The sequence below is a fragment of the Micromonospora sp. NPDC050276 genome (assembly GCF_044459545.1).
Classification (GTDB): domain Bacteria; phylum Actinomycetota; class Actinomycetes; order Mycobacteriales; family Micromonosporaceae; genus Micromonospora.
In genome coordinates this window covers 262,255-280,940 of record NZ_JBITJA010000004.1, presented here as the reverse complement: position 1 = coordinate 280,940, position 18,686 = coordinate 262,255, and the positions used below count along the sequence as shown (strand labels likewise).

Sequence of the window (18,686 nt, the reverse complement as noted above, 5' to 3'; positions counted from 1 at the left end):
TCGAAGGCGTCACGAGTGTTCACAGCCGGCCCGCCCGGCGTTCCATCGCCAGCAGCCAGACGAGGTAGCCGCCGCCGATCACGCCGGTCACCACGCCGACCGGAAGCTGGTGCCCGGCGAACGCGCGTTGCGCCAGCAGGTCGGCCCCGACCAGCAGCGCCGCGCCGACGGTCATCGACGGCAGCAGGTTCGGCCCCGGTGCCCGGGTCAACCGCTTCGCCAGGTGCGGGGCGACCAGCGCCACGAAGGACACCGGTCCGGCGGCCGCCGCGGCGAACGAGACCAGCAGCACGGCGGCGGCGAGCAGCACCAGGCGCAGCCGGCGTACCGGCACGCCCAGGGCGCTGGCCGCGTCGTCGCCCAGCTCCATCGTGCGCAGCGCCGGGGCGCAGACGACGAGCACCAGCGGCGCCAACACGACCAGGACGGCGAGCAGCGGCCCGGCGTTGGCCCAGCCCCGCCCGTCCAGGCTGCCGGTGAGCCAGAGCACCGCGCGGGCGGCGTCCATCAGGGGCGCCCGGGTGAGCAGGTAGCCGTTGACGCCGGTCAGGATCGCGGCCACGCCGATGCCGACCAGGATGAGCCGGTAGCCGTGCACTCCGCGCCGCCAGGCGAGCGCGTAGATCATCAGGCCGGTGCCGAGCCCACCGACGACCGCCGCGCCCGCGAGGGCCAGGCTGCTGCCGCCGAGGACGACCACCACCAGTGCGCCGGTCGACGCGCCCTGGGTGAAGCCGAGGATGTCCGGGCTGCCCAGCGGGTTGCGGACCAGCGACTGGAACACCGTGCCGGCGAGGGCCAGCGCGGCACCGACCAACAGGGCGGTGACCAGCCGGGGCAGGCGTAGCTCGTGCACGATGAACTGCTCCGCCGCGGTGCCGCCGCCGGTCAGCGTGCGTAGCACGTCGGCCGGCCCCATCGGGTAGTCACCGCTGCCCAGGGCCACCAGGCCGAGCCCGGCCGCGAGCAGCGCCGCACCGGCCCCGACGCCCAACGCGCGGGGGCGGAACCGCACCGACAACCCGCCAGGAGTACGCAGAACAGTCATGCCACCGCTCCGCTTCGCTCCGCGCCGGCGCGACCGGCCACGCTGCTGAGCTTGTTGGTTCGCTCGCTCACGGTTGGGCCACCCGTCGACGGGTGACCAGCCACAGGAAGAGCGGACCGCCCAGCACGGCGGTCACCATGCCGACCTGGAGTTCCCCGGGCCGCCCCAGCACCCGGCCGAGCACGTCGGCGCCGAGCAGCAGGGCGGGCGCGAGCACCGCGCAGTATGGCAGCAGCCAGCGCAGGTCCGGGCCGGTCAGGGCGCGGACCAGGTGCGGCACCAGCAACCCGACGAAGACGATCGGGCCGCACGCGGCGGTCGCCGCACCGCAGAGCAGGGTGACCGCGATGATCACGGCGGCGCGGATCAGCGCGGGTCGAGCGCCGAGGGCCCGCGCCGCGTCATCGCCGAGCGCGAGCGCGTTCAGCGGGCGGGCGGCGCCGAGCGCGACCAGCAGCCCGAGGAGGATGAACGGCAGTACGCGGCTCACGGTCGCGGAGTCCGCGCTGGCGAGTGAGCCGACCGTCCAGAATCGCAGCCGCTCCAGCGAGGCGGTGTCCAGCAGCATCACCGCGCTCACGTACGAGTAGAGGGTGGCGTTGAGCGCCGCGCCGGCCAGCGCGAGTCGGGCCGGGGTGGCGCCCCGTCCGCCGCCGATGGCGTAGACGAGGGCGGTGACGACCGCCGCGCCGAGCAGCGCGAACCAGACGTACCCGCCGACGGCGGTGACGCCCAGGAACGCGGCGGCGGTGGCGACGGCCGCGGACGCGCCGGCGTTGATGCCGAGCAGGCCGGGATCGGCGAGCGGGTTGCGGGTGAGGGCCTGCATGACCGCGCCGGCCACCCCGAGGGCGGCCCCGGCGAGCAGCCCGAGCAGGGTGCGGGGCAGGCGCATCCGGTGCACCACGGCGTACTCGCTGGCGTCGCGGTGTAGCAACCCGGACCAGACGTCGGGGAGCGGCATGGCCTTCGCGCCGACCGCGATGCTGAGCACCACGATCACCGCGAGCAGTGCCACGGCGATGACCAGGCCGGCGGCGCGGGCCGCCCGACGGCCACGCCGGCTCGGGGGTGCGGCCGTGCCCCTCGCCGGCGCGGGCCGTGCCGGTCGGGTGACGGTGGGTGTGGCGTCCAGTGTGGGCTCCGGGGTGGTGGCGACACGGCGAACCGCTGTTGACAATGACCGAGGTTAGGCTAACCTAACCCCGCTGCCCCGGTCGACACCGGCCAACCCCTGATCGAAAGACAACACCATGCCCGATGCCCTGTCCGCTCGTCGCCTCTCCCGCCGTGGCCTCCTGGCCGCCGGTGGCGCCGCCACGCTGGCCACCCTGCTCGCCGCCTGTGGCCAGGACGACACCAAGAAGCCCGCCGCCGGCAACGGAAGCGGCCCCTGGTCGTTCACCGACGACCGTGGCACGAAGGTCGAGGCGGCGGCCCGTCCGACCCGCGTGGTGGCCTTCACCGGCGTGGCGGCGGCTCTGATCGATTTCGGTCTCGACAAGCAGCTGGTGGGCGTGTTCGGGGAGACCAAGCGCACGGACGGTACGGCCGACCCACAGGCCGGCGACCTGAACGTCGAGGCGGTCGAGATCCTCGGCAACGTGTGGGGCGAGTTCAGCCTGGAGAAGTACGCGGCCCTGCGCCCCGAACTGCTGGTCACCCACATGTACGACCCGGACGCGCTCTGGTACGTCCCGGACGAGAGCAAGGCCAAGATCCTCCCGCTCGCGCCCAGTGTGGCGATCACCACCGCCCGGGTGCCGATGATCAAGCCCATCGAGCGGTACGCGGCACTGGCCGAATCGCTCGGCGCGGACCTGTCCGCCAAGAAGGTCACCGACGCGAAGGCCCGCTTCGACGCCGCCGCCGACGCGGTCCGCCAGGCGGTCAAGGCCAACCCCGGCATCAAGGTGATGGCCTGCTCCGGCAGCCCCGACCTCTTCTACGTCTCCAACCCGAAGGTCAGCACCGACCTGATGTACTTCGCCGAGTTGGGCGTCGACATCGTGGTCCCCACCAAGCTCGAAGCCGGCGACTACTTCGAGGCGCTGAGCTGGGAGAGCGCCGGCAAGTTCCCGGCCGACCTGATCCTGCTGGACAACCGCAGCACCGCCTTGCAGGCCAAGGACCTCACCGCCAAGCCGACCTGGCAGCAACTGCCGGCGGTCAAGGCCAACCAGGTGAGCCCCTGGGACGCGGTACCCCGCTTCTCGTACGCCGGCTCCGCGCCGCTGCTGGAGAACCTCGCCGCCGCCATCCGGAACGCGAAGAAGGTCAGCTGACGCCATGAGGACGAGCGCCACCGCACCGATCGCCTTGCAGTACCGCTTCTACGCCGCGCACGTCGTCCGGGCCCGCCGGGTCGGCGCCTCGCTGATCCGAGTCACCTTCGGCGGCGCGCAGCTGGCCGACTTCGCCGGTGGCGGCCGGGACCAGAGCGTGTCGCTGTTCCTGCCGCACCCCGGGCAGGACGCCCCGGTGGTCCCGGTCGAGCAGGGCGAGGACTGGTTCGGCAGCTGGCGGGCACTGCCGGCCGACGTCCGGGCGGTCATGCGCTCGTACACCATCCGGGAGCACCGCCCGGCCGACACCGAGGTCGACATCGACTTCGTCAGCCACGGCGAGGGCGGCCCCGCCTCCCGCTGGGCGGCCCTCGCCGGGCCCGGCGACCGGGTGCTGCTGCTCGGCCCGGCGGTGCTCGACAACCGCAGCGTCTGCTTCCGCCCGCCGGAGGGCACCGACCTCGTGGTGCTCGCCGCCGACGAGACCGCCCTGCCGGCCACCGAGGGCATCCTGGCCTGGCTCCCCGCCGGCACCCGGGTCCGCGCCTGGATCGAGGTGCCCGACGCCGCCGACATCACCGACCTGCCGACCTCGGCCGACGCCGAGATCAGGTGGATCGTACGGGGCAGCACCCCGCCCGGCAGTGACCTGCTGGTCAGCGCCCTGCGTGCCGCCCGGCTCCCCACGGGCGGCACCCCGTACGCCTGGATCGCCGGCGAGTCCGGCGTGGTGCGGGCGCTGCGGCGGCACCTCCTCGGTGAGCGCGGCTTCGACCGACGCCGCGTGACCTTCGCCGGCTACTGGCGACGCGGACTCTCCGAGGAGGATCTGCGCGCCGAGGCGCTGGCCGGCGCCACCGCCTGACTGGCGACCCCATCCGATCGGCAGCACTGCCCCGAGGCGCACCGCCGCGCCGGGGCCGGGTTCCGGCTGCCCTCGTCGAGAACGTGGAAGGACATCCCGTGACCGTGCCGACGTACCCCGTCGAGACCATCGCGCCGCCACCGGCGTCCACCGCCGCGCGGGCCCAGCTGCTGCACGGCGGCTCGGTCGAGCAGTACCGCCGGACGATCGCCGACGGCGTCGACCGGGTTGCCCGCCGGGTCGCCGCCGTGGATCGTCCCGGCACCGGAATCACCCCTGCCGAGCTGGCGCCCCTGGTCGACCGGGTCGACCTGGACCGGCCGCTGGGCGACACCGGCGCCGCACTGGACGAGCTGGAGAACGTCTACCTGCGCGACGCCGTCTGGTTCCACCACCCGCGCTACCTCGCCCACCTCAACTGCCCGGTGGCCATTCCGGCGCTGCTCGGCGAGGCGGTGCTCACCGCCGTGAACTCCTCACTGGACACCTGGGACCAGAGCGCCGGGGCCACCCTCATCGAGCGCCGGCTGATCGACTGGACCGCCGAACGGATCGGCCTCGGCCCCGACGCGGACGGCATCTTCACCAGCGGCGGCAGCCAGTCCAACCTCCAGGCGCTGCTGCTGGCCCGGGAGGAGGCGTGCGTCGACGCGATCGGCCCGGCGGCGCGCGCGGAGCTGCTGCCCCGGCTGCGCGTGCTCACCTCCGCCGCCGGCCACTTCAGCGTCCAGAAGTCGGCCAAGCTGCTCGGCCTCGCCCCGGACGCGGTGATCGCGGTGCCCACCGACGCCCGGCGACGGCTTCGTCCGGCCGCCGTCCGCGAGGAGATCGCCCGGTGCCACCAGGCCGGACTGGTGGTGATGGCCGTCGTCGGCACCGCCGGCACCACCGACTTCGGCTCGATCGACCCGCTCACGGAGCTGGCCGGGATCTGCGCGGCGGCCGGCGTCTGGCTGCACGTGGACGCCGCGTACGGCTGCGGGCTGCTCGTCTCACCGACGCGCCGGCACCTGCTCGACGGCATCGAGCGGGCCGACTCGGTGACCGTCGACTTCCACAAGTCGTTCTTCCAGCCGGTCAGCTCCAGCGCGCTGCTGGTCCGCGACCGGCGGACGCTGCGGCACGTCACCTACCACGCCGACTACCTCAACCCGGCCCGGATGGTGGAGCAGCGCATCCCCAACCAGGTCGACAAGAGCCTGCAGACCACCCGCCGCTTCGACGCGCTGAAGCTCTGGCTCACCCTGCGGGTGATGGGCCCGGACGCGCTCGGCACGCTCTTCGACGAGGTCGTCGACCGGGCCGCCGACGCCTGGCAACTGGTCAGCGAGGACCCGCGCTTCGAGGTGGTGACGCGCTCCGAGCTGAGCACCGTGGTGTTCCGCTACCTGCCCACCGGCTCCGGTCGGGAGCTGGCCGACGCCGCCAACCTGCACGCCCGGGAGGCCCTCGCGGCATCCGGTCTCGCCGTGGTCGCCGGGACCCGGGTGGACGGTCGGCACTTCCTGAAGTTCACCCTGCTCAATCCGGCCACCACCGTCGACGACGTCGGCTACGTGCTGGACCTGATCGCCACCCACGCCGGCCGGTACGTGCACGACCACGTCGCCGCCGACCTGACCTGCCCCGTCGGCTGACGCCGATGAACCTGCCCCGTCGGCTGACGCCGATGAACCTGCCCCGTCGGCTGACGCCGGTGACCACGAACCCGCGCCTGGAGACCCCGATGTCCACCCACGACTTCATCGCCATCGGGTTGGGCCCGTACAACCTGGGCCTGGCCTGCCTCACCGCGCCCATCGACGAGCTGGACGGGGTGTTCCTGGAGGCCCGGCCCAGCCTGGCCTGGCACCCCGGCATGCTGCTGGAGTCGGCCCGGTTGCAGACCCCGTTCATCGCCGACCTGGTCAGCCTCGCCGACCCGACATCGCCGTACTCCTTCCTCAACTACCTCAAGGAGATCGGCCGGCTCTATCCGTTCTACATCCGGGAGAGCTTCTACCCACTGCGCAGCGAGTACGACGCGTACTGCCGGTGGGCGGCGGCGAAACTGCCGAACCTGCGCTTCGGTCAGACCGTGACCAGCGTGGAGTACGACCCCGCGGACGAGCGGTACGTGGTGCGGGCCAGCGCGGGCGCGGGGGAGACCGTCGAATACCGAGCCCGGCACCTGGTGCTCGGCACCGGGACCCCGCCGCACCTGCCGCCGGCCGTCGCCGAGTTGCCCGGCGACGCCGTACACAACTCGCACTACCTGGAGCACCGCACAGCGCTGCGCACCAAGCGCAGCATCACCGTGGTGGGCAGCGGGCAGAGCGCCGCCGAGATCTACCACGACCTGCTCGGTGACATCGACCGGTACGGCTACCAACTCAACTGGGTGACCCGCTCACCACGGTTCTTCCCACTCGAGTACACCAAGCTGACGCTGGAGATGACCTCACCGGACTACGTGGACTACTTCCACGCGCTGCCGGAGGCGACCCGCTACCGGCTGGAGTCCGAGCAGAAGGGCCTGTTCAAGGGGATCAACGCCGACCTGATCAACGACATCTTCGACCTGCTCTACGCGCACAGCGTCGACGGGCCGGTCAACACCCGCCTGCTCACCAACACCGAACTGGTCAGCGCCGGCTACCAGGACGGCGAGTACACGCTGGGGCTGCGGCAGGTGGAGCAGGAGCGAGACCTCACCCTGCGTACCGAGGGCCTCGTCCTGGCCACCGGCTACCACTACCGGGTGCCGGAGTTCCTCAGCCCGGTGCGGGACCGGATCCGCTGGGACGCGCACGGCCGCTTCGACGTGGCCCGCAACTACAGCATCGACCACAGTGGGCGGGGCATCTTCCTGCAGAACGCCGGCACTCACACGCACAGCATCACCTCCCCGGACCTGGGCATGGGCGCCTACCGCAACTCCTGGATCATCCGCGAGCTGCTCGGCCGGGAGCACTACCCGATCGAGAAGAGCATCACCTTCCAGGAGTTCGGGGTGTCGTCGTGACCACCGTCTTCACCCGCGTCGACGACCGGCTCGGCGAGTTCGCACTGCGGCCGCTCGACCCGGCCGCCGACGCCGCGCTGCTGCACACCTGGGTGACCCACCCGAAGGCGGCGTTCTGGCTGATGCAGGACGCCGACGAGGCCCAGGTGGCCGAGGAGTACCGGCGGATCGCCGAGCACCCGCACCACGACGCGTACCTCGGGCTGTGGCGGGGGAGACCCGCCTTCCTCGCCGAACGCTACGACCCGGCCCACGTCGAGCTGGTCGGCCTGTACGACCACCAGCCCGGCGACGTGGGCATGCACTTCCTCTGCGCACCGGTCGACACGCCCGTGCACGGCTTCACCCGGGCGGTGATCGGCGCCGTCATGGCGTGGCTCTTCGACGACCCGACGACCCGACGGGTGGTGGTCGAACCGGACGTGCGCAACACCGCCGTGCACGCGCTGAACGCCGCCGTCGGGTTCGAGGTCGTCGGCCCGATCGCCAAACCGGAGAAGGACGCGCTGCTCAGCGTCTGCACCCGAGCCCAGTTCCAGGCCGCCGCCACCGTTTCTGAAGGAGCCCAGGCGTGACCGCCACCGCCGTTTCCCCCACGACGTCCGTTCCCGCCGCCTCCGGCGACCCGGTCGGCCACCTCACCCCGCAGCGGTGGGCCCGGGCCAACCGGCTGCTGGTCCGCAAGGCGCTCGCGGAGTTCACCCACGAGCGGCTGCTCGCCCCGCAGGCCGTGTCCGGCCCCGACGACCGGCAGTGGTACGAGGTCCGCAGCGACGACGGAACGGTCAGCTACCGGTTCGCGGCGCGGGTGCTCGCCCTGGCGCACTGGCAGATCGACGCGGACAGCATCACCCGACACTGCGACGGCACGTCGCTGGCGCCGGACGCGGTTGATCTCATCGTCGAACTGCGCGACACCCTCGGGCTCTCCGCGCGGGTGCTCCCGGTCTACCTGGAGGAGATCACCTCGACGCTGGCGGGTACGGCGTACAAGCTGGCCCAGGCCGCGCCGAGCGCCGCCGAGCTGGCCGAGGCGGACTTCCAGACCATCGAGACCTCGATGACCGAGGGGCACCCCTGCTTCGTGGCCAACAACGGCCGGCTCGGCTTCGGTGTCGACGAGTACCACCGGTACGCCCCGGAGGCCGCCGCGCCGGTGCGGCTGGAGTGGTTGGCCGCGCACCGGGACCACTCGACGTTCAGCAGCGCCGCCGACCTCGACTACGACGCGCTCATCGAGAGCGAGCTGGACGCCGAGACCCGGGCCCGGTTCGCGTCCACGATGGCCGATCTCGGGCTGGACCTCGCCGACTACCACCTGATCCCGGCGCACCCGTGGCAGTGGTGGAACAAGCTGGCGGTCACCTTCGCCGGGGAGTTGGCCGAGCGCCGACTGGTGCACCTCGGCCCTGGGCCGGACGTGTACCTCGCCCAGCAGTCCATCCGCACCTTCTTCAACGTCAGCGAGCCGGGTCGGCACTACGTCAAGACCGCGCTGTCGGTGCTGAACATGGGCTTCATGCGGGGGCTGTCGGCCGCGTACATGGCGGCCACCCCGGCGATCAACGACTGGTTGGCCGACCTGATCGCCGGCGACGAGGTGCTGACCGGCACCGGCCTGACCGTCATCCGGGAGCGGGCCGCGGTGGGTTACCGGCACCGGCAGTACGAGGCGGCGACCGACCGCACCTCCCCGTACCGGAAGATGTTGGCCGCCCTGTGGCGGGAGAGCCCGGTGCCCGACCTGGCGCCGGGGCAGCGACTGTCCACCATGGCCGCGCTGCTGCATGTCGACAGCGACGGCAGCTCACTGGCGGCGGCGCTGATCGCCCGGTCCGGCCTGGCACCCGAGGTGTGGCTGCGCCGCTACCTGGACGCCTACCTGACTCCGTTGCTGCACAGCTTCTACGCCCACGACCTGGCCTTCATGCCGCACGGCGAGAACGTCATCCTGGTCCTCGACGAGCAGGACACGGTCCAGCGGGTGATCTTCAAGGACATCGCCGAGGAGATCGCGGTGATGAGCGACGAGGTCGAGCTGCCGGCGGCGGTGGAGCGGATCCGCGTCGAGGTGCCCGACGACACCAAGCTGCTGACCATCTTCACCGACGTGGTGGACTGCTTCCTGCGGCACCTCAACGCGGTCCTGGTCGAGGCCGATGTGCTCGCCGAGGACGACTTCTGGCGTACGGTCGCGGCCTGCGCCGCCGACTACTTCGACCGGGTCCCGCACCTGGCCGAGCGGGTCCGCCACTACGACCTGTTCGCCCCGGAGTTCACCCTGTCCTGCCTCAACCGGCTGCAGCTGCGGGACAACCAGCAGATGATCGACCTGGCCGACCCGTCGGCGGCTCTGCAGTTCGTCGGCACCCTCACCAACCCCCTCGCCGCCCACGCCCCGGCCCGGTGATCGTTCTCGGGTCTGGTCAGGAGATGCGCCAGCGGGTGCAATGGGGGCCATGGGATTGCTGAGTACGGTGAGCCTGCTCGCCGCCACCCTGACCACCGGCCTGACCGCCGGGCTGTTCGCCGCATTCGCGTACGCGGTCATGCCAGGGCTGGGCCGCGCCGACGACCGGACGTTGGTGCTCGCCATGCAACGGATCAACGAATCCATCCTCAACGGGTGGTTCGCGGTCTGCTTCGGGGGTGCGCTGCTGTTCACGGTGCTGGCGGCGGGGCTGCACCTGAGCGGCGACCGCCGGGCGGCGCTGCCGTGGGTCGTCGCCGCGCTACTGCTCTACCTGGTGGTGCTCGGTGTCACCGGGGTGGTCAACGTGCCGCTCAACAACGTGTTGGCCCGCGCTGGCGACGTGGACGGGGTCACCGACCTCGCGGCCCTGCGGGAGCGCTTCGAGGCCACCTGGGTACGCGCCAACGTGGTCCGGGCCGTCGCGTCGACAGGCGCGTTCGGGCTGCTGGCCTGGGCCCTGGTGGTGGCCGGACGGCACTCCGGCTGAGCGGTCGCGGCTCAGTCGGTCGTCTCTGCCGTGCCGGCCCGCTGGAACGCGCGGGCCAACTGGGCGAGGTCGAAGCCCGCGAAGTGCTGGAGGAAGCGGCGGCGGACGGCAGCCAGGTGACTGGGCCAGGACTCCTCCAGGCGGGCGAAGCCCGCGTCGGTGAGGACGGCGTTCCAGCCGCGGGCGTCCTCCGCACACCGTTCCCGCCGGACCAGACCCTGCGTCTCCAGCCGGATGATCGTGCGGGTCATGCCGCTCAGCGAGAGGTGGCAGAGCGCGGCGAGTTCGTTCATGCGCATCCGCCGGGTCGGTGCCTCGGAGAGGTTCATCAGCGCGGTGTACTCGGTGAGTGGGAGCTGACGGTCAGCGACCATGTCGGCGTCGATCGCGCGGGGCAGGATGTGCATCACCTGGCCCAGGGCGCGGACCAGGGCTTCCTCATCCGGGGTGAGCGGTTGCGGAGTCGCTGCGGAGGGCATGGACATCCTCATATCATACTTGTTTGACCGAGCAAATGCTTACCCCCTGTGTGATCACGCCCATAGGGCAGATATTTGCTTGACCAATCAAGCTCCGGTTAGCGTTCCGGCGTCAAGGCAGGGACCTCTGAAAGGCGCCACACACATGACCAGGATCGGGATCATCCTCGGAAGCACCCGCCCGGGGCGTAACGGCGAGGCCGTCGCGCGCTGGGTGCTCGAGATCGCCAAGCAGCGCTCCGACGCGGAGTACGAGCTGATCGACCTGCTCGACTACCAGTTGCCGCACCTCGACGAGGCGTACCCGCCCTCGATGGGCCAGTACACCCAGCCGCACACCAAGCGGTGGGCCGACACGATCGCCTCGTTCGACGGGTTCGTCATGGTCACCCCCGAGTACAACCACTCGACCTCGGGCGCCCTGAAGAACGCGATCGACTTCCTCTACGGCGAGTGGAACAACAAGGCCGTCGGCTTCGTCAGCTACGGCTCGGTCGGCGGTACGCGCGCCGTGGAGCACCTGCGTCTGATCTCCGGCGAGCTGCAGATGGCCGACGTGCGCTCGCAGGTCGCGCTGTCGCTCTTCACCGACTTCGAGAACTTCAGCGTCTTCAAGCCCAACCAGTTCCACCAGGACTCGCTGACCACCACGCTCGACCAGGTGGTCGCCTGGAGCACCGCGCTCGCGCCGCTGCGCAAGGGCTGAGCGTCTCGCACTTTCTGGAAACGGTCGCGGGGATTCCCGCGGCCGTTTCCGGGTGTCCAGGCAGCCCGGATGGTGCGGTCGACGCGCCACGGCCAGCGTCGGACGGGCGCGTTCACTACCCTTGGCGCGATGAGCCGATCTGCCACCGCTGGTCGAGCGCGGCTCTGGCGGGACCGCAGCTTCGCCACGTACTGGGTCGCGCAGTCGCTCTCGGCGGCCGGCGACTCGTTCGCCTACCTGGCGGTGCCGCTGCTCGTGCTCCAGGCGACCGGGTCGGTGGCACAGATGGGGCTGCTCACCGCCGTCGCGGGTGCGGCGTCCGTCGTCGCCGGGATCTTCGGCGGGGTGCTCGTCGACCGGTACGACCGCCGGACGCTGATGATCGTCGCGGACCTGACCCGGCTGGTGCTCTACGGCCTGGTGCCACTGGCGTGGCTCGCCGGCCCGCAGGTCTGGTTGCTCTTCGTCGTACTGCCGATCTGCGAGGCGGCCGGCATGGTGTTCCAGGTCGCCGCCGTGACCGCGGTGCGCAACCTCGTCGACGCCGACCGGATCACCGAGGCCAACGGCCGGTTGCAGGCGACGTACGCGGCGGCGGCAGTCCTCGGGCCGCTGCTCGCCGGTGTGGTGGCGGCCCGCTTCGGCCCGGCGACCGCGGTCGCCGTCAACGCGGCGAGCTTCGTGCTCTCCGCGGCCGGCCTGTGGTTGATCCGACTGCGCCCTGTCCAGGTCGACGAGGGGGTGGCCCGGCAGCGCCCGGTGGCCGAGTTCCTGGCCGGAGCGCGGTTCCTGTGGCGACAGCCGGTGTTGCGCGCGCTGACCGTCCTGTTGTCGGTCTTCATCTTCCTCACCTACGGCTTTACCGACGTGCTGATCTACCACGTCACGCACGACCTCGGCGGATCCGAGGGCACCGTCGGCGCGGTTCTCGGCGTGGCGGCGCTGGGCACGGTCGCCGGCGCGCTGCTGGTGGCCCCGCTGCGTCGCCGTCGCGGCTTCGGCGCCACCTGGATCGGCGCACACACGATCTGCGGTTTCGCGGTGGCGGGCGTCGGGCTCGCCACGAGCGTGCCGGCGCTCACCGTGTTGACCGCCGTGTACCTGTGCTGCCTCAGCGTCGGTGGGATCTGTTCGATGTCGCTGCGCCAGGAGATCACCCCCGATCACCTGCTGGGTCGGGTCACGTCGGCGTTCTGGAGCACGCACTACGCCCTCGGTCCGGCCGGTGCCGTCGTGCTGACCTGGGCCGCCAGCCGCTACGGCGCGCAGGCGGTGATGCTGGTGGCGGGCGCGGGCTGCCTACTCGTCGCGGCCGGTGGCCTCTTCACCCCGATCCGCCGCGCCGGCTCCGAGCCCTCCGCTGCGCGGCCCGGGCTGCACGCGGCCCCCGCCGGCGGCACCGTCGGTGGTTGAGGCGCGCCGGCGACCACCAGGGCATCCTGACTGGGCGGATCGGCGCGGTCAGAACTCCTGGTACATGACGTGCAGGCCGACCCGGCCGAGGGTGGGGTGACGGAACGCGCCCGGCACGGTGCCGACCACTTCGAAGCCCTCCCGCCGGTACAACCGCACCGCGAACCGGTTGCTCGACGAACTCCCGAATCCGCACGCAGGGCAGGCTACGAACGGTGGCCGCCCACCGGCAACGGAGATTCGGTGTCAGCCAGCCCCGAGGGCGGCGATCTCCTCGTCGAGCAGGGCGGCCAGCCGGGCGTACCGCCCGGGGTGGGTCTGTGTGGTCATGCCGCGGCTGGGCATCTCCACCGTCATCAGCAGGTACAGGTGCAACCGGTAGAGACCGAGCCGGCGGCGTGCCGACGCGTCCAGCACCAGCGGCTCGGCGGCGGCGGACTGGTAGCCGCGCAGCAGTGGGTGCTCCGGCTCGTCCTCGACGCGCCGGAAGAGCAGCGGTGACACCAGATCCAGCAGTGGGTCGCCGTAGAAGAACCGTTCGCCGTCCACCAGGCCGCAGAGCCGCAGCCGGCCGTCCGGGTCGGGCGCCGCCAGCACGTTGCCGTCCCAGCAGTCGAAGTGCAGCAGCGCCGGGCGGCGAACCTCGTCCAGCACATCGGCGTGTCGCCCCACCAGCGCGTGCAGGTGGTCCGAGGTCACCGGCAGTCGGACGTCCCAGTCGGCCGCGTCGGCCAGCAGTTCGTCGAGCATCGCCGTGAACGCCGCCCGCCAGGTCGGCCCGGCGGCCCGGTCGCCGTCGTACCCGAACCGGTCACCGGTCACCTGGTGCACGGTGGCGAGGGCCACCCCGAGGTCGTAGCGCGCCGGACCGTCGTCGACCGCGACACCGGCCTCGGCCAGGTCGAACAGCGACCGGCCGGGCAGCATCGCCGTGATCAACCACTCGCCGTACGCCGGGTCGGTGCCGTGCCACAGCACCGGGGGGACGGGCACCTGCGGCGCCCGCTCCGCGACGAGCCGGAAGTACCGCTCCTCGGCGGCGCAGAGCCCGCGCTCGTAGCGCAACAGCGGCGTACCGGCCGGCGGAGCCAGCTTCAGCACCACCCGACGGTCGTCGTCGAGCAGCACCCACCAGACCGTCGCGAACCCGCCGCCGGCCAGCGGGCCGGCGTCCCGGACCCGGGTGTGCGAACCGAACGACGCGCCCACCAGGTACGCCACATCGGCGCCGGTGAGGGGCCGTTGGGTCGGGCTGGCGCCGGTCATGACGAGGTGTCACCTCGCCGGGCGCGCGGCGCGGAGCCCGCGGTGGCGCGGGTGGGCTGTGCGACGGGGCCGGCGGTGTCGCGGCGGACCAGCTCGGCGGGGAGCACCTCGACCCGGGGCGTCGGGGCACCGACGCCGAGCACCAGGGACATCGCCCGCACTCCCATGTCGACCAAGGGTAGTCGCACGGTGGTCAGCGCAGGGGTCACGTCCCGGGCGATCGGCATGTCGTCGAAACCCAGCACCGAGATCTGCTGCGGCACGGCCAGCCCACGCGTACGCAGGGTGGCGAGCGCGCCGATGGCCATCGAGTCGTTGAGCGCCACGATCGCGGTCAGATCCGGGTCGGCGTCGAGGAGTCGGGTGGTCGCCTCGGCGCCACCGTCGCGGTCGAACTCCGCGTACCGGATGCGCCGTTCGGGCAGCTCACGGCCCTGCTCGGTGAGGGCCTGCCGGAGGCCGGCGAGCCGGTCGGTGGTGGTGGTCAGGATGCGCGGGCCGGCGACCACGCCGATCGCCCGGTGCCCCAGACCGCACAGCTCCCGCCCGGCGAGGTAGCCGCCGGCCCGGTTGTCCGGCATCACCGCATCGCCCGAGTGCTCGTGTCGGCCGATCACCGCCACCCGCCCGCCGGTGGCCTCGTACGCGGCGAGCTTCTCGTTGAGCTGCCGGGTGAACGCCTCGTCGTGGTAGCCGGAGCCGGCCAGGATGAGCGCCGCCACCTGGTGGCCGCGCAACAGCTCCACGTACTCCAACTCGCGGTCCGGGTCCCGGTAGCTGTTGCAGATCATCAGCAGCCGACCCTGGTCGGTGGCGACCCGTTGCAGGCCACGGGTGATCTCGGCGAAGTACGGGTCGGAGACGTCGTGCACGATCACGCCGACCGCGCTGCGGTGCGAGCGGGCCAGCAGTTGGGCGTGCGCGTTCGGCACGTACTGCAACTCGGCGACGGCGGCGAGCACCCGCTCACGCAGCTCGTCGGTGACCGGCTTGCTGCTGCCGTTGATGACGCGGGAGGCGGTGGCGGGTGAGACGCCCGCCCGGCGGGCCACATCGGACAGGGTCGCCATGGCCCGCCCCCTCGATCTGTTGACGGCGTTTCGTCGTGCCGGCTAGCGTCACCGTACCGCAGAGAAAGCCCTTTCCCGCAGGGAGGCCCGGCCGTGTCCGATCGCTTCGCGGTACTTCAACTCGACGAGCTGCCCGCCAGGCGCTGCTCGTGTGGGACCACCCGCCGGGGTTTCATCGCCGAGAGCGATGGCCAGGCCAGTGTGCATCTGCTCCAGGTGCAGGACGCGGTGACCCACCACCATCGGATCGCCACCGAGTACTACGTGGTGCTCGCCGGTGAGGGCGAGATCGAGCTGGACGGCGTACGTCACCCGGCCCGGCCGATGTCCGCGTTCCTGATCAAGCCGGGCTGCCGGCACCGGGCCATCGGCGACCTCACCGTGCTGCTGGTGTCCCTGCCCGCTGCCGACGACACCGACGAGTACTTCGATGCCTGATCGGCCGGTGCCGCTGCCCGGCGGGATCGGGGTGTCCCGGCTGCGCGTCTACGACACCGTGGCCCCGGACGGCCTGGTCGGCGGCACTCCGCACGTGCACCTGTGCTGCACCGAGGGGTACGTGGTGACCGACGGCGAGGGCGCGGTGCAGACCTTGACGACGGCCGGTTACCAGGAGACGCCGCTGCGCCCGGGGGTGGTGGTCTGGTTCGAACCGGGCACCGTGCACCGGCTGGTCAACGGCGGTGGGCTGGACATTGTGGTGCTCATGCAGAACAGCGGCCTGCCCGAGGCCGGCGACGCGGTGCTGACCTTTCCACCCGAGGTGCTGGCCGACCCGGCCGCCTACGATGCCGCGGCGGCCCTGCCCGGCGGGGGAGCGCCGGGCGCGGACGTGCACGCCGCGTACCGCCGGCGGGATCTGGCGGTGAGCGGCTTCCAGGCGTTGCGGTCCGGTGGGCCGACGGCGCTGGCCGCGTTCCACGCCGCCGCGATCGCTCTGCGTCAGCCGTTGCTGGCGCGGTGGCGGCGGCGCTGGGAAGCCGGGGCGGGCCGGGCTGCCGCCGCCACCGCCGCCCAGCTCGACGCCCTGGAGCGAGGGGATCCCGGGCACCTGGGCGACGCCGGGGTGTACGCGGTGCACGAGCCGGTCGAGCGCGGCCGGCTGGGCATGTGCGGCCTCCTCGACACCTATCCGGCCGTCGGCTGACGACGCGCATTGCCCCGTCGGTCCCGGTTGGACCGTCGGTTGATCGACTCGGGTTCATTGACGCCGGGGTGTCCGACGGCCGCCGACAGCCCGGTTTTCAGGATGCCGAGTTGATCGCGGCGCGGCATGACACCGGCGGCGCGGCGCGGCACGTCCGGCGCGGCATGACACCGGCGGCGCGGCACGGCACGTCCGGCGCGGCATGACACCGGCGGCGCGGCGCGGCACCTCCAGCGCGCGCGGCACGGCACCTCCGGCGGCACGGCACCTCCGGCGCGGCGCGGCACCTCCGGCGCCGGCTATCGACGAATAGATCGAGGAAAGGCCTTGCCCGGCATCGAGGCGCCGCCTACGCTCCAGGAAAGCGTTTGCCTGATCCGCCGACCGGCCCGCTCCACTAGTGCCGTGCCGGGCCCCGAGGAGGTTCCGCGTGACCGAGAACTCTTTGGACACGGCGGGCCGGCAGGCCGCCGCCGAGGCGGTGGGTGGTGAGCGGTCAGCCGTCTCCGCGCCCGCGCCGGGCGTCGCCGACAGCTCGATTCCGTCCACCATGGTGGGTCCACCACCCGGCAGCGGCAGCCGCCCACCCCGACCGACGCTCGGTCGCCGGGCCGCGGCCTTCGCCGACTCGCTCTGGCGCCCGGCGCTGGTGCTGGCCGTCTTCTTCGCCGCCTGGTGGTTCGTGGCGGCCCGCGAATACGTCCCGAACTACCTGGTGCCCACACCCGGCCAGGTCTGGGAGACGATGACCGGTCAGTGGTCCGAGCTGGCCCGGCACACCCTGGTCACCCTCTACGAGACGGTGCTCGGCTTCGTGCTGGCCGCCGCTCTGGGTCTGGTCACCGCGGTCGCCATCGCCTACTCCCGCACCCTGGACAAGGCGCTCTACCCGATCGTCCTGTTCGCACAGGTCATCCCGAAGATCGCCATCGCGCCGCTGCTGGTGGTCTGGTTCGGCCTCGGCCTCACCCCGAAGATCATCCTGGCGGTGCTCATCGCCTTCTTCCCGGTGGTCATCTCCGGGGTGGCCGGGCTGCGCTCCACCGACCCGGAGCTGCTCGACCTCTCCGCCACGATGGGCGCCGGGCCGTGGCGTACCTTCCGCAAGATCCGCTTCCCGAACGCGTTGCCGCACCTGATGGCCGGTCTGAAGGTGGCCGTCACCCTCGCGGTGGTCGGTGCCGTGGTCGGTGAGTTCGTCGGCGCCAGCGAAGGGCTCGGCTACGTGCTGTTGCTGGCCAATGGCAACCTCGACGCCCCGTTGCTGTTCGCCGACCTGATCCTGATGTCCGCCATCGGCATCGTCCTGTTCGTCCTGGTCGAGATCGCCGAGGCACTGCTCATCCCGTGGCACGCCAGCCGCCGGGCCGGCGTGTCCCTCACCACCTCCTGACCGACCCCATCACGGAGGCACCGATGAAACGCACCGCCACCACCATCCTGGCCACCGCCGCTCTGCTGCTCGCCACCACCGGCTGCGGTGGGGACGACCCCGCCGGCAAGACCGGTGCCGACGGCAAGAAGCAGGTCACGCTCACCCTCAACTGGGTGCCCTACGGCGAGCACGCCCCCTTCTACTACGGCCTGCAGAAGGGCTACTACTCCGCCGAGGGCATCGACCTGAAGATCCTGCCCGGCAACGGCTCGGGCAACACGGTCAAACAGGTCGCCCAGAAACAGACCGACTTCGGCTGGGCGGACAGCCCGGTGCTGCTCAAGTCGGTGGCCAGCGGAATGCCGGTGCGCAGCCTCGGCGCGTACCTGGAGAAGGGTCCATCCTCGGTGGAGTTCTTCACCGAGGAGAACATCAAGACCCCGGCCGACCTCAAGGGCAAGACCGTCGGTGGCACCCCCGGCGACGCCCTCTACGCGACCTTCCCGGCGTGGTTGGAGAAGAACGGCCTGAAGAAGGACGACGTCAAGGTGGTCAACGTGGACGCCGCCGGCAAGATCGCCGCCCTGGCCGAGGGCAAGGTCGACGCCATCATGGGCTTCTTCCACGACCAGGCGCCCACCATCGAGAGCAAGACCGGCAAGAAGGTCGACGTGCTGCTGTTCGCCGACTACGGGATGAACCTGCTCGGCACCGGCCTGATCGCCAACACCCAGACCCTGCAGAAGGACCCGGAGCTGGCCCGCAAGTTCGTCCGGGCCACCCAGAAGTCCTGGGCCGACGCCGCCCGGGATCCGGCCGGCGCGGTGAGCGCGATGACGGCCCTGGCCGAGAACGAGCCGGCGCCCGAGGTGCTCACCAAGCAGCTCACCCTCAACCTGCCACTGATCGGCGCGGACGGCCCGCCCGGGGTGAACACCGAGGCCCAGTGGACCGAGACCATCGACCTGATGTCCCGCTACGCGGAGCTGAAGGACCCGGGCGCGCCGAACGCGTACTGGGACTCCTCGTACGCGGCCCAGGGGTGACCCGGTGACCGCCGCGCCGGCA

The 18,686-nt window shown here is 72.0% G+C and carries 18 protein-coding genes and 1 pseudogene; 13 read left to right on the top strand and 6 right to left on the bottom strand.

Translation table 11 applies throughout. From position 1 onward, the window contains the following. Positions 1–19 precede the first annotated feature (19 nt). Positions 20–1,048 (bottom strand): FecCD family ABC transporter permease, encoded by a 1,029-nt coding sequence (locus ACIBF8_RS10210; protein WP_396782124.1) that lies wholly within the window; start codon positions 1,046–1,048, stop codon positions 20–22. Between the two features lie 67 nt (positions 1,049–1,115). Beyond that, positions 1,116–2,228, bottom strand: coding sequence for a FecCD family ABC transporter permease (locus ACIBF8_RS10205; RefSeq protein WP_396782122.1), 1,113 nt, complete (start codon positions 2,226–2,228; stop codon positions 1,116–1,118). Between the two features lie 73 nt (positions 2,229–2,301). Between ACIBF8_RS10205 and ACIBF8_RS10200 the strand changes: the two genes are divergently transcribed. From ACIBF8_RS10200 to ACIBF8_RS10170, 7 genes are all read left to right on the top strand, one after another. Beyond that, positions 2,302–3,333 (top strand): ABC transporter substrate-binding protein, encoded by a 1,032-nt coding sequence (locus ACIBF8_RS10200; RefSeq protein WP_396782120.1) that lies wholly within the window; start codon positions 2,302–2,304, stop codon positions 3,331–3,333. Between the two features lie 4 nt (positions 3,334–3,337). Next, on the top strand, positions 3,338–4,198 hold the full coding sequence (locus tag ACIBF8_RS10195; protein ID WP_396782118.1) for a siderophore-interacting protein: 861 nt from the start codon (positions 3,338–3,340) through the stop codon (positions 4,196–4,198). A gap of 98 nt (positions 4,199–4,296) precedes the next feature. Further along, complete coding sequence (locus tag ACIBF8_RS10190; protein WP_396782116.1) at positions 4,297–5,835, top strand: pyridoxal phosphate-dependent decarboxylase family protein; 1,539 nt, start codon at positions 4,297–4,299, stop codon at positions 5,833–5,835. A gap of 89 nt (positions 5,836–5,924) precedes the next feature. Next, a complete protein-coding gene (locus ACIBF8_RS10185; RefSeq protein ID WP_396782482.1) occupies positions 5,925–7,202 on the top strand; it encodes a lysine N(6)-hydroxylase/L-ornithine N(5)-oxygenase family protein in 1,278 nt (425 codons plus the stop codon). Further along, the gene (locus tag ACIBF8_RS10180; protein WP_396782114.1) at positions 7,199–7,777 is read left to right on the top strand and encodes a GNAT family N-acetyltransferase; all 579 of its coding nucleotides are present in this window, start codon (positions 7,199–7,201) and stop codon (positions 7,775–7,777) included. The genes ACIBF8_RS10185 and ACIBF8_RS10180 overlap by 4 nt, the downstream gene beginning before the upstream one ends. Next, a complete protein-coding gene (locus ACIBF8_RS10175; protein ID WP_396782112.1) occupies positions 7,774–9,612 on the top strand; it encodes an IucA/IucC family protein in 1,839 nt (612 codons plus the stop codon). Before ACIBF8_RS10180 ends, ACIBF8_RS10175 begins: the two co-directional genes overlap by 4 nt. Before the next feature lie 49 nt (positions 9,613–9,661). Next, complete coding sequence (locus ACIBF8_RS10170) at positions 9,662–10,162, top strand: DUF1772 domain-containing protein (protein WP_396782110.1); 501 nt, start codon at positions 9,662–9,664, stop codon at positions 10,160–10,162. Between the two features lie 11 nt (positions 10,163–10,173). On the opposite strand, the gene ACIBF8_RS10165 is transcribed toward ACIBF8_RS10170, so the two are convergent. After that, entirely contained in the window at positions 10,174–10,647 is a 474-nt protein-coding gene (locus ACIBF8_RS10165) for a MarR family winged helix-turn-helix transcriptional regulator (protein WP_396782108.1), read from the bottom strand. Between the two features lie 139 nt (positions 10,648–10,786). Here ACIBF8_RS10165 and ACIBF8_RS10160 point away from each other — a divergent pair, with 139 nt between their 5' ends. Next, the gene (locus ACIBF8_RS10160) at positions 10,787–11,347 is read left to right on the top strand and encodes an NADPH-dependent FMN reductase (protein ID WP_396782106.1); all 561 of its coding nucleotides are present in this window, start codon (positions 10,787–10,789) and stop codon (positions 11,345–11,347) included. Between the two features lie 129 nt (positions 11,348–11,476). Further along, positions 11,477–12,760 (top strand): MFS transporter, encoded by a 1,284-nt coding sequence (locus tag ACIBF8_RS10155; protein ID WP_396782104.1) that lies wholly within the window; start codon positions 11,477–11,479, stop codon positions 12,758–12,760. 48 nt (positions 12,761–12,808) lie between these two features. Here ACIBF8_RS10155 and ACIBF8_RS10150 read toward each other — a convergent pair. The 3 genes and pseudogenes from ACIBF8_RS10150 to ACIBF8_RS10140 form a co-directional block, all read right to left on the bottom strand. Then, a pseudogene (locus ACIBF8_RS10150) lies at positions 12,809–12,934 on the bottom strand (GNAT family N-acetyltransferase); the annotation flags it as partial. A gap of 72 nt (positions 12,935–13,006) precedes the next feature. Beyond that, positions 13,007–14,026 (bottom strand): phosphotransferase family protein, encoded by a 1,020-nt coding sequence (locus ACIBF8_RS10145; protein WP_396782102.1) that lies wholly within the window; start codon positions 14,024–14,026, stop codon positions 13,007–13,009. Further along, positions 14,023–15,096, bottom strand: a complete 1,074-nt coding sequence (locus ACIBF8_RS10140; RefSeq protein WP_396782100.1) for a LacI family DNA-binding transcriptional regulator — start codon at positions 15,094–15,096, stop codon at positions 14,023–14,025. Before ACIBF8_RS10140 ends, ACIBF8_RS10145 begins: the two co-directional genes overlap by 4 nt. Positions 15,097–15,189: 93 nt before the next feature. Here ACIBF8_RS10140 and ACIBF8_RS10135 point away from each other — a divergent pair, with 93 nt between their 5' ends. The 4 genes from ACIBF8_RS10135 (at position 15,190) to ACIBF8_RS10120 (ending at position 18,664) form a co-directional block, all read left to right on the top strand. Continuing rightward, the gene (locus tag ACIBF8_RS10135) at positions 15,190–15,534 is read left to right on the top strand and encodes a cupin domain-containing protein (protein WP_396782098.1); all 345 of its coding nucleotides are present in this window, start codon (positions 15,190–15,192) and stop codon (positions 15,532–15,534) included. After that, a complete protein-coding gene (locus ACIBF8_RS10130) occupies positions 15,527–16,243 on the top strand; it encodes a cupin domain-containing protein (RefSeq protein ID WP_396782097.1) in 717 nt (238 codons plus the stop codon). Before ACIBF8_RS10135 ends, ACIBF8_RS10130 begins: the two co-directional genes overlap by 8 nt. 430 nt (positions 16,244–16,673) lie before the next feature. After that, entirely contained in the window at positions 16,674–17,636 is a 963-nt protein-coding gene (locus ACIBF8_RS10125) for an ABC transporter permease (protein WP_396782095.1), read from the top strand. Positions 17,637–17,659: 23 nt separating this feature from the next. After that, entirely contained in the window at positions 17,660–18,664 is a 1,005-nt protein-coding gene (locus ACIBF8_RS10120; RefSeq protein WP_396782094.1) for an ABC transporter substrate-binding protein, read from the top strand. The last annotated feature ends 22 nt before the right edge of the window (positions 18,665–18,686 follow it).